The sequence below is a fragment of the Bifidobacterium asteroides genome (assembly GCF_003202695.1).
GTDB lineage: Bacteria > Actinomycetota > Actinomycetes > Actinomycetales > Bifidobacteriaceae > Bombiscardovia > Bombiscardovia asteroides_G.
Window position 1 is genome coordinate 245,024 of sequence record NZ_QGLL01000001.1, and the last position, 14,078, is coordinate 259,101.

7 protein-coding genes are annotated in these 14,078 nt (G+C 58.4%); 1 reads left to right on the forward strand and 6 read right to left on the reverse strand.

The genetic code is table 11. From position 1 onward, the window contains the following. Window positions 1-10: 10 nt before the first annotated feature. The 5 genes from DKK75_RS00885 to DKK75_RS00905 all read right to left on the reverse strand — a co-directional run bounded on the left by DKK75_RS00885 (window position 11) and on the right by DKK75_RS00905 (window position 10,904). Window positions 11-916 carry a carbohydrate ABC transporter permease gene (locus tag DKK75_RS00885; protein WP_110451585.1) on the reverse strand — a complete coding sequence of 302 codons (906 nt, stop codon included), beginning with the start codon at window positions 914-916 and terminating at the stop codon, window positions 11-13. Then, window positions 916-1,872, reverse strand: a complete 957-nt coding sequence (locus DKK75_RS00890) for a carbohydrate ABC transporter permease (RefSeq protein WP_110451586.1) — start codon at window positions 1,870-1,872, stop codon at window positions 916-918. The genes DKK75_RS00885 and DKK75_RS00890 overlap by 1 nt, the downstream gene beginning before the upstream one ends. Before the next feature lie 131 nt (window positions 1,873-2,003). Further along, window positions 2,004-3,329: an ABC transporter substrate-binding protein gene (locus tag DKK75_RS00895; RefSeq protein WP_110451587.1), complete on the reverse strand. Its 1,326-nt coding sequence runs from the start codon at window positions 3,327-3,329 to the stop codon at window positions 2,004-2,006. Between the two features lie 297 nt (window positions 3,330-3,626). Beyond that, entirely contained in the window at window positions 3,627-9,092 is a 5,466-nt protein-coding gene (locus tag DKK75_RS00900; RefSeq protein ID WP_110451588.1) for an endo-alpha-N-acetylgalactosaminidase family protein, read from the reverse strand. A 486-nt stretch (window positions 9,093-9,578) separates the two neighbouring features. Continuing rightward, window positions 9,579-10,904 carry an MFS transporter gene (locus DKK75_RS00905; RefSeq protein WP_110451589.1) on the reverse strand — a complete coding sequence of 442 codons (1,326 nt, stop codon included), beginning with the start codon at window positions 10,902-10,904 and terminating at the stop codon, window positions 9,579-9,581. A gap of 152 nt (window positions 10,905-11,056) precedes the next feature. Here DKK75_RS00905 and DKK75_RS00910 point away from each other — a divergent pair, with 152 nt between their 5' ends. After that, a complete protein-coding gene (locus DKK75_RS00910) occupies window positions 11,057-12,052 on the forward strand; it encodes a glycosyltransferase (RefSeq protein ID WP_110451590.1) in 996 nt (331 codons plus the stop codon). Here DKK75_RS00910 and DKK75_RS00915 read toward each other — a convergent pair. Next, the gene (locus tag DKK75_RS00915; protein ID WP_110451591.1) at window positions 12,025-14,076 is read right to left on the reverse strand and encodes a DUF6541 family protein; all 2,052 of its coding nucleotides are present in this window, start codon (window positions 14,074-14,076) and stop codon (window positions 12,025-12,027) included. The genes DKK75_RS00910 and DKK75_RS00915 overlap by 28 nt on opposite strands. Window positions 14,077-14,078 lie beyond the last annotated feature (2 nt).

Below are 14,078 nucleotides of genomic sequence, written 5' to 3' on the forward strand. Positions count from 1 at the left end.
TGGATGATCTTCAGCCCTTGACGGCGCCGGCGGCGAGACCGGCCTGCCAGAACCGCTGCAGGAACAGGAAGAGGATGATGACCGGCAGCACGCCTAGCAGGGCCCCCATCATCAGGGCGCCTCTGTCGTTGAAGGTGGGCAGGGAGACCATGCCATACAGACCCAGGGTCACTGGGTAGAGCCCTTCGCCGGAGAGCATCATCAGCGGCAGCAGGAAGTTGTTCCAGGTGGCTACGAACAGGAAGAGGAAGATGGTCACCATGGCCGGCGCCAGCAGCCTGAGGACGATGGTGAAGAAGATGCGCGCCTCGCCGGCTCCGTCGATTCTGGCTGCCTCCAGCAGTTCCGTGGGCACTGAACTCTGTGCATATACCCTTCCTAGGAAGAATCCGAAGGGCGAGACCGAACAGGGGATGATGATGGACAGCATGGTGTTGTCCAAATGCAGGGCCTGGAAGATGGAGTACTGAGGAATGGTCATCAGGGCGGCAGGCATGAGCAGGGACGCCATGACGACGGCCATCGCTATGCCTTTCCCGCGGAAGTTGAATTTAGCTGTTCCATAGCCGGCCATGACCGAGACGATGGTTCCGATCGCCGCAGATACGCCTGAGTAGATCAACGAATTGGCAACCCACTGCCAGAACCTGGTATGCGTCCAGCCCAGCAGCTTGCTGTAGTTGGTGGCGATGGCGCCGGGCAGGTCCTTGAGGCTCGATGCGAACCAGATGCCATTGCTGCCGATCAGCTGGGAAGGCGACTTGGTAGAGGCGATGATGGCCCAGTAGATGGGAAAGAGGAAGTAGATCAAGGTGATGATCAGGACGGCCACGGTGATGATCTTGGCCAGGTGGGAGGGACGCATGGAGCGTGGCAGTTCCTGGGTGGATCCGCTTCTTGAGTGAAAGATGCGCATTATTCGTTCACCTTCCTTTCAATCCAGGCGTAGAGGAAGGCCAGCACGCCGGCAATCAGGGCCATGACGATGGCGATGGCCGATGCCGGACCATTGCCCTTGGGGGTCAATGTCCCACGGGAGGTGTTCATGGCCATCATCATGGGCGTGAAGGAGTTGGAGATGCCCGGATCGGCTGTCTGCATGACCTGGGGCTCATTGAAGAGCTGGATGGTGCCGATGATGGAGAGCAGCATGGCCAGCAGAGCAGCGCCGCGCACGTTGGGCAGCTTGATGTGCAGGGCGATCTGCAGGCCGGTGGCCCCATCAATGCGAGCAGCCTCATACAGATCATGCGGGATGGCCTGCAGGGCCGCTAGGAAAATAAGCATATTGTATCCGGTGAAGGTCCAGGTGGTGATGTTCGCCATGGATGCCAGCACGACCTTGCCGGCAAAGAAATCAACAGTGATGCCCAGGGAGGACAGACCCTTGACGATGGGCGAGATCTGTGGGTTATAGAGGAAGACCCAGATGATGGATGCGACCACCCCGGGGATGGCATAGGGCAGGAAGTATCCCAGTCGGAAAGGGGTCACATGCTTGACCATGTAGGAATCCAGCACCATGGCCAGCGCCAGGGCGGCGATGATCATGATGGGCACCTGAATCACGGTATAAATCAGCACTCGTTCGATCCCTGACCAGAAGTCGCCAGAGGTCACCACATACTTGAAGTTGGCCAGACCCACGAATTTATTGACCATGGTTCCGCCTCCATAGGCTCCGCCGCCCGAGGCGACATCCTGGAAGAAGCTGGAATAAATGGCATAGATGATGGGGATGATGAAGACCACGATGAACAGGATGCCGAAGGGGGCCATGAAAGCCCAGCCCGTGCGTTCGGCCCGTTTCACCGCATCCGAGCGTCCCGTTCTGCCCGGTCGGGCAGCTGACGACCGCCGTATAGCACTCATTCTGGGTACACCTGTCCTTGTCTTGAAGAGAAAATGTGATTATGGCCGAGCATGTTGAGGACCCGAAACACGTTCACCGGCTTCGGGTCCCAAACTTCGGGGATGGTCCCGTTCGGCCCTGATGGCGTCGATTACTTGGCGACGGCCAGGCCGTAGTCCTTGAGGGTGGCTACAGAGGTCGTCTGCGCCTGCGAGAAGATGTCGGCAACCTTGGCCTGCCCGGTGGCAGCCTTGGCGGCAGTTTCTGTCATGTTCGCGGATACAGAGGAGAAGCCAGGCATGTAGGTGAAGTCGCCCATGTTCTTGTTGGCTGTAGCGAACTCCTTCATGAGGTCCTGGCCGCCGAAGAAGGATGACCAGCTCTCGGGGGTCTTCGCATCCTCGGTGGTGGCGGCCAGCACGAGACCCTGGGAGGTCAGGTCCTTGACCTGGGTGTTGAACCAGTTGAGGAACTCCATAGCCTGCTGAGGATGCTTGCTGCCCTTGAGCACAGCGACGCCGGATCCGCCGTCGGGGCTGGATTTGCCGGAGTTGCCGAACCAGTCGCCCAGCTGGGCTACGCGCCAGTCGCCCTTGCCGGTATCGCCCATGGTGTCAACGATAAGAGGTGCCTCCCAGGCTGAGCCAACAGTGCCGATCAGCTGGCCGTTCTTGAGCGACGCATCGAAGGAGGGGTCCCAGCGGGGATTGGTTGGGGCGGCCTTGGCGTCCAGCAGCTGCTGATACACATCAGCCACCTGCTTGGATCCGTCGGTCTGAGTGTTCACCACCCAGGCATCGTTCTTCACGGTGTACCAAGGCTTGGTGGCGCCGGCCAGGCCTGGCATCATGTTGCCGGCTTCGTCGGGCTGGTAGGACATGATGTACTTGCCCTGTGCAGCCGTCTTCTTGGCGGTTTCGATCAGCTGATCCTTGGAGGTAGGCACTGAAATGCCCAGCTTGTCGAATTCGGCCTTGTTGTAGAAGTAGACCAGCGGGCCAGTGTCCTGCGGCAGGCCAAACATCTTGCCGTCAATGCCCATAAGCTTGTAGGCGCCGGGGGAGAAGTTGCTCTTGTACTGGGAGGCCTCGTCGCTGACGTCCTCCAGCATGCTCTTGGTGTAGACTTCCGGCAGTTCGGCATAGCCCACCTGGGCCAGATCAGGTGCGTTGCCGGCCTTGACATCGGTCTCCAGCTTCTTGATCATTTCGGCCGACTTGCCGTTGAACTTGGTCGCCTTGACCTGGATGTTGGGGTGGGACTTGTTCCACCGCGCGACGATGTCATTGACGGGGGTCATGTTCGGCTTGTCCGGCAGCCGGTGCAGGTAGGTGATCTGCACCTTTTCGTCCGACTTGGAAGACTCGCTTTCGGACGAGGAATTTGACGCCCCCGATGAGCCGCAACCCGACAGGGCTATGCTCAGGGCCGCCAACGACGTCACCGCGGCAAGTAGTCGTTTCCTTTCAGATATCATTTCCCGCTCCTTTACGGTAAATGGCCGTCGTCGTCACTAGACGACCAGTCTCAGATTAACACACTCGGCCTAATTGTCAACACTATTTACAATTTACCGGCCTGTCTTCTTTGCATGGATGCCAAAAACAATTTTCAGGCTTGGCCGTGGTTTCGTCAGCTTCATGTCAGCCATGCCTGATGCTGATGACTTGTTGGAGGATTCGTATTAAGAGGGTAATTGCTTGTTGGCGATACAGAAAGGAGCGGCGAGGCACAAGACCTCGCCGCCCCTTTCAGTCAGGGTTATTGTTATTAGTTAACTTCGTTTCGCATGACTGCGTCTGGTCAGGAGAATTCCAGCGACCAGGCCGATCGCGGCTATGACCAGCAGGGAGGCCACCGCAACGCCTGTCGCCGATAGCCATCTGTTCTGTCCATGCGCATTGGGATCGGCTGGCTTCTGCTGAATATTCCCATTGCCGGCACCGAGACCGGAGCCAGCGCCGGTGATCGGATTCTTGCCAGGATCTGATCCCGTGCCGATGCCGCCTGTGCCAGTTCCGGGTGTTGCGGACTGAAGCCCACTGATGGCCGTCTGCAGATTGACGGCAGCCAAGGCCACCTGATAGGCCGTGGCCTGGTTGTCGGCCAACACCTGCTTGGCTTTGGACAGCTTGTCCTGCAAGGTCTTCCAGCTGTCTGGAGTGTAGTCGGCCTCCTTGAGTCCGGCAGCCTGATCCACCAGATCCTTCAGCTCGCCCTTGTCTACAGGTTCAGCAAGGGTCGGCAGAGCCCGATCGGTGGTTAGACGAAGCTCGGCTGCTGATACATAGCGATTGGCTTCCGAGCTGCTCATGCCAGTGGTTTCAGTTGCGGTCAATCTGACTGCGACCACATTGGAGACCGGGTCGAAGGAGATCTTCTGCCAGGTCGTCTGCGTGCTGAAGGTGCCGGTTATCTCCACAGGCTCCGACCTCTCGCTCCGGGTCAGAGTGACCTTGTAGCTCTTGATCTTGCCGTTGACCGAGTCGCCGCCCGGCCGTGGGAGGTAACGCAGCCCATTGACGGTGGCGGGCTCGTGCAGGTTGAATTGGTACCAGGCTGAGCCGTCCGCAAGGGCGTTTGCACCCCACTTGGTGTGCCAGTAGGTTGACGGCTTGCCGTCCTGAGCGTATTCCTTGGGCCCCTCGGTACCGCCGACATCGGGCTGTTCGCTGCCCACGGTAACCGCATAGCTATCCTTGGCTATGTCGCTGGCATCGCTGGCCTGCGAACCAGGTGCTGTGGCCATGTAATTCTCAAGAGCGGTCAGAATTCCGTAAGCACGTGACCAGTCCTGTGGTCCTGAGCCGTCCTTTTCGATCAGCAGACGGGCCTGATCCACCGTATGCAGGTAGGTCAGCCAAGCCTGGTCGCTGTACTTTGCCTGGCTGCCGTCGAAGCGGTCCCGTACCTCCTGGAGTTTGGCTCGCGCCTCTTCCTGGGTCTTGGACTTGTCTGGAAGCCGCTCGATGCGCAGGTTGTCCAGGACGAAGTCCTGATATCCGCCGAAGTTGGCCGCATCGCCGGATGTTCCCTGGCGGTCAGGTGCCTTGTCGGTCGAGTAGATGCCGAACCAGGAGGAATCCCGGGGTCCGCCAGTCAGCTCGAATTGGTAGTGGGCCGTTGTCCCCAGAGCCTTGTCGAAGGGTTTCAGCTGGGTGCGGGCTGGGTCGAACTCGCCCTGCCCTATGGCCAGAGCGTAGGAGCCGGTGGAGCCGGCCTGGTAGTCGAAGGAGATTCGGTAGGTGGCTCCGGTAAGGAACCGGGCATTCTGGGGAATGGTTTGGTAGACCAAGGTGTTGCGTTCGGTAAGACCGTTGATCTTGATCGACCAATCTCCTTGCAGCACATCATCCATCTTCTTGACATCCCAGCCCGCCTGAGTGTAGGGGGCATGAAGCTCGGACAGATGGACGCGGTTGTCCTCCACGCCCTCTGCGCCCGAGACCACAAAGGGCCATATGCCTTGGGCGTTGTGCTCGAAGTCATTGGTCAAGGTCTTCACGCCGCCATCTGCGTCCGTTTTCAGACCCTTGTACTCGTTCTTCACCACGCGCAGATTGTCGAAGTAGGCGGATCCATCACCTTGATGTGAAAGGGTCAGAATCGTATTGCCCTGATCTGGCGCTGTGAAGAAGACGTACATGTTCTGGAAGAGGCTGCTGCCGTCTACCGTGGCGCAGTTGGTGTTGTGGGGATCGGCCTGCACAAAGTTCCTGGCTATGCTGCGTCCAGTGGAGTTGGTGGCCAGCACCCGGTCACCGTTGCGGACCTCCAGGCGCGCCTGGCCGTCGCTGCGGTTGTCCACGCCCACATAGAGGGCATAATGTGCACCAGGCTCCAGATCCTTTATGGTCTGTGCTGATTCGACTCGGCCATCCAGCTTGAGCATAGGATTGCTGGAAGCGCTTTTGACGATGCTGGCGCTCCCGGAACCCTTGGACTTCCAGTTGTCCTCAAGGCTTTTCTTGCCGCCATTGAAGCCAGTGTCGACCAAATGGGAACCTGTGCTCCAGTCGATGTTTGGATTGGCTGAGGCCCCGCGATGAACCACGTAGGGGGTCCCCGCTTTGGCGTTCAGAGTGATCTGTCCGTTGACTACGGGTATATCCAATGGGTCGGTCTTGCCCTGGTCGCTCAGTCGGTAAACCTTGACTGTAGACAGATCGTGCCAGGAGTCGGGCAGCGTCCAGGTGGTCTTGCCGCCGCGGGTGTTCCAGTGATAGAGCTTCTGGTCGTTCGCAGACAAAGGCTTGCCTGTCTTGGCGTCCCAGAGCCATGGCAGCAGGTAGGACTCAGTGCCTTGGCCGCTGCCGTCTCCGGGCGAGACCGCTCCCTGCAGGATGGTTCGACCGTCCAGGGTAATGGTGCGCTCACGGTAGGCGGACGATGACTGGTCATTGGATCCACGGTCGATGACCACTTGGTGGCCTAGGTCGTCCTTCAGGATTATCCGCTCCTGGCCGTTGTTAGCTGACGGATCCTTGGGAGATTGCTGGTCCAAGGGGTTGTTGACCCAGCGAATCACCTTGAAGTGCTGGATGAACTTGGTGGACAGATCATGGGTGTAAAGGTTGGTTATATAGGCATCGTAATCGTTGCGGCCCTGCCAGCCTTCGAAGTCCTTCATGCTGTAGCCGCCTAGGAGAGGAGCATTGGCGGCGCCGCCGTAAGAGGGGTAGTCGCCGTCCCAGCTGTCCTTTTGGTGGTTGCGAAGGAAACGCATGACCTGGGAGTTCTGCCCCTTGCTGGTGTAGCCTCCGTAGGTCAGATCCGCCGCCCAGTGCTGGAAGGAGGCGTCATATTCGTTGGCTGCGCCGAATTCGGTGGCTACTCGCCAGCCGTTGTCGGTAATCATCTTCGAGAGCTTGCGGGTTTCCCAGGAGTCTTCGTTGCCGGAGGTCTGATTGCCCCAGACGTCCACATAGACGAAGTCCAGATTGTCGCCCACCTTTTTCTTCAGATCACCGAACCTGTTTTGGCGGGAGCCCGATGCCAGATCGTGGATGCCGTCGATGCCGACCGCCTGATCCAGCCAGTTCCAGCCGTATTGCAGGCTGCCGTCAGTCCGGCGGCGAACCAGATCCTCATTGAAGGCCTTGGCCTCAGGGTACATCTCGTCGGCGTTGACATGCACGCCGAAGCGGGCGCCATACTTGGCGCCCTCCTTCATCAGGGTGTTCATGTCCTTGGCGCCGCCCATTCGGGTGCCGATGTCTCCATAGTCCGGGTGTCCGGAATCATGCCCCTCGTTGGCGTAGCCCTTGAGCAGGACGGACTGACCCAGTCCATCGGTGTTGAGGGCCACCTTCTTTACATTGTCCAAGGTGCTGAGGAAGGGGTTCTGAGCCTGACTTCCGAAGTTCATGGCAATACGCCATGAAACCAGATCCGGCACTTCCTGGGCCCCATAAGGGTTGTTCATGATGGCCCGATAGGCGATGGCTCCGTCCTGCCAGTCGACCCTGCCGTCCTGGTTCTCGTCGCCTGTAATGGCTACGGCAATCTTGGGCATTTCGGTCTGTTCGACTGTGAAAGAGCGGTTCTTGGAGTCTCGAACCTGACGATGGTAGTACCAGGCAGGGCTAGACAGTCCGAGGGATGTTGACCCATGAACGCTGCTGGCGTCTGTGAGCACGCGAGTGTTCCGAGCGCCTCCGGACATTGAACTGCCTGCCGTGGTGCCGTCATGCTCGCTGTTGCTCCATAGCCCGGCGCTCAGTGACCCTCCCGAGACGAATCCGTAGGCGTAATCGGACTTGTTGGGATCGACTGTGGTGTCGTCAGTGACAGAGAAGGTGGTGTCGCCGGGTACCTGGGTGTTCGAGGACATGCGTGCACCAGTGAATTGAGCTCCGTCCTGATCGCTGCTGACGGATACCAGATCCTGTCCGGGCAGGGCTATGGTCTGGATGGGGTGGTCTTCTCCAGCAGCGTTTTCGATCTTGGTGATGTCCAGGTGCAGGGTGTTGGCCTTGAGCCAGAGGACCGCTGTCACTGTGGCATCGATATTCTGGTCGGGCTTTTGGGCGCGAAGCTGGTAGGTGGCCTTGTCTGTTCCCTGCTGGGTGAACGTCACGTCCGAATCAGTCAGATCCATGTCCACGCCATTGATGTTCAGACGACGCAGATCCTCATGTCGGCCGTACATGACCCTGTTGTCCAGCTTGGTCATGGTGTATTGAACCACGGACGGGAAGTGCTTTCTGACCTGCACGCTCATCTCGGAGGTGCTCAGGGTGACCTTGGCCTCTGGGGTGGCTTTGTTCAGTTGCAAGGATCCCAGGTTCAGGTCGGCGCGGTCCACCTGTATGTCCTTAGTGATGTCCTCGTAGCCCTGCTTGCCGATCTGCAGGGTGTATTTGCCTGATTTGATCTGCTTCAGGGTGAAGGCGCCTTCGGCATCTGTCAGTGTCGAGGCTCCCGTCGTATGGACCTTGGCCCCGGCGATGGCTTTGCCGTCTGCATCGACGATTCGTCCGACGACCGAGTGCAGATCGGCCGGGTCTTCCTTGAGCTTGAGCTTGACCTCAGTGATCTGGTTCTGGTAGACGCCAGCCTTCATGGCCAGCTTTCCGGTTAGCGCGCCAGCCATTGGACCGTAGTCGACGTCTTCGAAGGCCGCTCGCCCGTCTACGGTGAGCCCTGCGCGCTGACCAGTCCAAGTGATTCCTACCGTGGTCGGGGTATCCTGGGCCGGTGCCGGAAGTCTGGTTCCCGTGTACCACTGACCGTCACCGCCGTAGCGCTGCCAGAACCACCCCCCGGAGTCATAGCCGATAAAGAGACCGGAATTGGGATTACCGTACCCTAGATAGAAACCGAACCTGTTTTCTGTGCCAGGCTGGGGCGAGCTCATAGTAAGGGTCAGAGCTCCTGGTCTGGTGAAGTCGTAAGTGGTGGCGTCCACAGCGATGGCCGGGTACTGCTCGCTGGCCGTCGTGGAATTGCCATTGGCGGCTGAGGCCTTGAAGCGCAGCCAGCCATTGGACTTTTCCAGCACCTCGCCGCCCTTGACGGTAGTGGAATCCAGAGACCATTCGTGGTCTGCGGGATTGACGGGAGTAATCCGCGGATTGATGCCAGCAGCTTTCGTCCTTGCACTTGATCCTGTAGCCAGGGTTGACGGAGCATTGGCTTGGTACAGCTGACTCCCCGTGGTAGCGAAGGCCGGATCCGCGGCCCCTGCGGTGGCCAAGGCGAATACTGTCGCCAGGGTCATGGATATGATGCGTTTCATATTCTAGACAAGCCTCCTTGCCGTCCATGTGATGACGGGCGACTGACTCATAAGTTCGAGGAAGAGACTGCCTGGAACTACGACTTCATTATTGGGCCAGAACGTCACGTCAATGTCAAATGTAAGTGTAGTAAAGATAATGCTAGTGCACAAGTTGAGATAGGCTCAAAAATCAAGCTTGATTATTTGTATATGTACTTGTCATATTTTGGCAGCCAGGTTCTTTGAACTCTGTTTGCAGTCTCGGTGGCAGTTGATGCACACGGCTGAACTGGGCAACGGATGAGCAACGCCCCTCCCGTGCATTCATGAGTGCAGGATGGTAAGTCCATTGCCGCCTTGCGCTTCGGCCGCCAGCAGGTGAGGCTGGAGCTCAAGATCCACAGGCCGGTCAAGGTTGCCGGGAGGACATGGTCTCGCCATCCGCCCATAGCGGCTGAGCCAGGGGCGGCGAAACCATATGAGAGGGGTCGTTGCAGTGTTCGGTCAGCTGGTTTGAGCGGCCGATTGGCGCGTACCCTTCAGTGGAATAATGCCCAGGAACAAGGCCGCCACCATGATCAGGATGCTCAGACCGAACATGATGATGTAGCCGTGGGGCTGGTCAGCGATGGCGCCCCAGAAGAGAGCGGCGAAGGCTGAGGCCAGCGATCCTACCATCTGGATGCGGGAGTAGATGTTGGTGTAGTCGCGCGAGCCGAAGACCGCTGTAACCAGGATGGGCGTCTGCACCGTAGTGCAGGCGTAGACCAGACCGAAAGCAAAGGCTCCTAGCAGCAGTATCACGGGCAATCCGGGGAAGGCGACCATGAGGCAGACGCCGATGATGCCGCCGCCGATGCCCAAGCAGAGCCCGCCCACGATGCTGCCGTCGTTGACCATGCCCAGGATGACCTTGCCGATGGCTTGGCCGGCCATGCAGGAGGAGGCGATCAGGCCGGTGTAGGCCGCCATGGATGGCAGGGATGCCGCATAGGAGGGCAGGAACTGGTAGATGGTCTGGTTCATCGTGATCAGACCGCAGAAGAGCGCCAGCGCCCAGAAGGCAGGGGAATGCAAGGCCTGGGAAGCAGTCATGCCCACGGTCGAGGCGACAGGTTCCGAGCTCTTGTTGCCCTTGTCTACGGCGCCTGCGCTATTGGTGACTTTCTCAGCGGTCGTGGACTGCTGGTCGTCGACACCGTAGGGATGCAGGCCGATCTGCTCGGGCGTGCTGCGGATGACGAAGATGGTGAAGGGCAGGGTGACCACCAGAATGAGAATGGCGAAAACCAGGTATCCCCGCCTCCATCCATCAGGGGCGGACCTGATGATCATGGTGCCGATCTGGTTGAAGATTACCCCGCCTATGCCGGTGAAGGCCATGCACAGGCCGATGAAGAACCCGACCCGTTTGCGGAACCAAGCGTTGATGAGCGTGGGCACTGAAAGATAGAGGATGGCCGGCATGCCGATTCCCAGAATCACTCCGCACAGATAGAACTGCCACATGGCGGATGATCGAGACATGCCCAGACAGCCCAGTCCAGCCAGGATGGTGCTTGCCGTCAGGACAATGCGCAGATCGTAGCGGTGCATCAGCCATCCGGCCACTGGCAGGAAGAAGACCATGGTGATGCTGAATATGCTGAAATACCCGGTGAATGCGGCCTTGGGAACATGGAAGTAGCTGCTGACAGGCGTGAAGAAGATGCCTGCACAACTGCAGACCAGCGATACCGGTATGGCTGTGAAGACGATGCCCGACAGCACGATCAGGTACGGATAAACAGCCTGTTTTCGTGATGAGGGCCTTGTCGGAGTCGTCGACATTGCTGCGACCTTCCTCTTATGGAATCGGGACAAGCCAACTGCTGCTTGGTTGGTATGCTCCCATTGACCTGTGGCTCGGCTGCTCGGATGTCCACTATGGGGAATTTAAGAACCAACTATAGTTCAGTATTTGACCCTCACCTATCGTTACAATGCACACTATGAGGTTTTTTGTCGTCGCTGTTGTTGTCTCCTACAACCGTTCGAAACTCCTTCAGGAGTGCCTGGATGGCATAAGCGGCCAGTCCCGCAAGCCTGATCAAGTCCTTGTCGTGGACAACGCCAGCGAGGACGGATCGGCAGACGTGGTCTTGTCGCACCCCTTGAAGCCTGACCTGATCCGTTTGCATCATAATATGGGCGGTGCAGGAGGGTTCGTGGCTGGAATGGCAGCGGCCCTGGCGAAGATCTCTCCTCAGCGCGAAGCCTACCTGTGGCTGATGGATGACGATGTGGTGCCCCAGCCTAATGCCCTGTCCGGTTTGCTCGATGCTGCCTCAGAGGCTCGCGCCGATAATGGCTCCTGGCCGTCCGTTTTGGGCTCTGAGGCTGTGTGGATCGATGGCAGAGTGCATGGGATGAACAAGCCTCGTCGACGTCTGCCGATCAGAAGAGGCAGACCGCAGCTGCAGGCCAGCGCCCATGCCTACCAGGTCCGCTCCCTATCCTTCGTATCCTGTCTGGTGAATGTCAAGGCCATCCAAGCTGCAGGAACCCTGCCGCGGGCTGCCTACTTCCTTTGGAATGACGACTTCGAGTACACTTCCAGACTGCTGAAGGCAGGCGTCGGCTATTACGTTCCTGCCAGTCGGGTATGGCATAAGACCAAGGTCTTTGGCTCCAGCGATGCCGACCCTGGTTCTCGCTTCTTCTATGAGGTGCGCAACAAGATATGGATGTTCCGATTCAGCAGAGGCAATTTCACGGCGATTGAGCTTCTGGCACTGCTCGTTGCTACTGGCAGACGGTGGCTTCTTACCCTTGTCAGGGCGCATGATCGGCGGCAGATCCTGCATTGTTTGTCTCGAGGATTCAAAGCCGGCATGGCTGCACGCCCTGGCAGCAATCATGATCTGTTTGCCCAGGAACCCGATGTTCAGGCACTGATCGACCGTGTCGATCAGGGGCGGCAGGCGGTGATTCGGTAGAGCTTCGCCCGGCCCTGGCTGTCGACCAGTCGAAGGGCTTGCGGAACGGGATGAAGGCTATTGAAGATCTGATGCTGGGGATCATTGACAACATATGGTCCGCCCATATCCGCATACCAGTCAATATGATGATCGGTCAGGATCCTGCACACCTGTGGGTCTGAGTCTATGTGCTCGAAGTTTGTGGCCAGATAGGCATGATCGTGGTCCCAATTCATGTTCAGGTGGGCATAGAACGGTGTGGTGCCGCCAACAGCCAGCATATATCCGCTGCCGTTCCAAGGATCGGACAGGACTTGCTCGCGGGCTGACACATGGCGGCCCATTCTCTTCATCAGCAGGAATTCGTCAGTTGACAGCATCGGGGCATCCGCGTTGTTGGCTGCGAAGGCATATGTCGAGCCCAAAGTCTTCTCCATGGAGTCCGACTGCGGATTCACGGCGCAGATCAGCACGGCTACCAGGGCTGCCAACATCACAGCCGGCAGCGATATCATCCTTTCGGCTTGCGGTGCACGGTGTTTCACGGCTTCGATGGCATGCTCCAGGGCCATGCACATGATGGGTATGGCCGCTACAGGCCAAGCAGAGAATAGGCGACGTTGATCCTTGTACCACAAAGCAGTAAGGATTTTGGCCCAATCGGCATGGGTGCCTGCGCAAGCCACGAAGACCAGGCCCAGCAGCAGGAAGGAGGACACAAGGATCATATCCTTTCTGCTGTGGTGCAGGCAGAGCACGATCAGAGCCAAGATCAAGGCCAGAGCCAGGGGCCAGTAGACCGGCAGCCGATGGTTGCCTGAATCGATGGGCTGCCCCAGCAGGAAGCGCATCATGGCGGATGGCAGGTCTTCCGTGGGCTGTGCCGGGCCGCCGTTGAGATGATCCGATATTTTCCGAGCGGGACCACGCAGGTACAGATTGTGGAAGATCTTTAGCCCTATAGCCAGCACGACCAGGAATCCCGCAGTCAACGCCCCGGCGGCTACGCGGAAACGATGCTTGTTGATTGTAGCCAACTTCCTTCCTGCCCGGATCAGCCAAGACAGCATTAGCGGCAGCACAAGAAGAGCGCCGGTCATCATGACCCTGAAATGGCAGAAGGAGACGGCGACGATGCTGAGAAGAATCCAGGCAAGGCCAACTGCGGATCGGTGGCTTTCCTGCCATCCGTGTGTACACCAGGACCAGGTAAGCGCAACGAAGATGGGCAGTATGACCTGGCCGGCGAACATGGAGTATAAGGTGCCCCAATCCAGCAGGAGGAAGGGGAAGCCCGCGCAGCATGAGGCGAGTACCGGTGCGAGCAGATCGCTCCATGCATGTCTGCCCAGCAGGGTTCTGATCAGAAAGAGCATGGAGACCGGCCATATCAGAGCAGCAAAGATCAGCCAGGTGCATGTGACGGCGCTGACTGCCGTCGCAGGTCTGTAGGCCAGCGCTCCCATGGCAGCGAACTCCTGAAATGCTATGGGGTATATTTCCCTGATGGGCGGCAGAGCGTGCAGGGATGAAGCCTGACCGGTGAGCACGATTCGTGCCACTACGTTGTAGTGGAAGACCGAGTCGTAATTTTGCGTGACCTGATCCGGCGAAGGCGCGGCATGCATCAGCCTGATGCCGATGTTGCAGGCAGCCAGCGCTGTGCCGATGACTGCCGGAAGGAAGTGCCTCAATCGAAGCCTGGGTTTTCCTTCATTCTTAGGAGGCGTAGAGGATTCTCGGCCAACTCCATTTGAAGTGCGAAAATGATCGAAAAGCTGACGTGCCAGGAGAATGACGGCAATGAGTATTATGGCCGAAAGCCCGTAGGAACGCCAGTTCCAGGATATGCCGAGCGGCTGGAAGAGCACGCCGTCAATGCCGGCAAGTGCGATGGAGGCCACAGGGCCAAGCGCTATTACGAAGATGGGTTTGCGGTAGCCCAGTGCTGTCACCAGCAGGCATCCGGGCAGGTACAGCGCTGTGATGATGAACAGCAGCAGTGGCCAGGATTGTTGCCAGGTCATCAGGGTTGATTGCATGA

Excerpts from the sequence above, each read along its gene's own strand:
- DKK75_RS00895 (WP_110451587.1), bottom strand. The coding sequence starts at position 3,329 with ATGATATCTGAAAGGAAACGACTACTTGCCGCGGTGACGTCGTTGGCG.
- DKK75_RS00905 (WP_110451589.1), bottom strand. The coding sequence starts at position 10,904 with ATGTCGACGACTCCGACAAGGCCCTCATCACGAAAACAGGCTGTTTAT.
- DKK75_RS00910 (WP_110451590.1), top strand. The coding sequence starts at position 11,057 with ATGCACACTATGAGGTTTTTTGTCGTCGCTGTTGTTGTCTCCTACAAC.
- DKK75_RS00915 (WP_110451591.1), bottom strand. The coding sequence starts at position 14,076 with ATGCAATCAACCCTGATGACCTGGCAACAATCCTGGCCACTGCTGCTG.
- DKK75_RS00885 (WP_110451585.1), bottom strand. The coding sequence starts at position 916 with ATGCGCATCTTTCACTCAAGAAGCGGATCCACCCAGGAACTGCCACGC.
- DKK75_RS00890 (WP_110451586.1), bottom strand. The coding sequence starts at position 1,872 with ATGAGTGCTATACGGCGGTCGTCAGCTGCCCGACCGGGCAGAACGGGA.
- DKK75_RS00900 (WP_110451588.1), bottom strand. The coding sequence starts at position 9,092 with ATGAAACGCATCATATCCATGACCCTGGCGACAGTATTCGCCTTGGCC.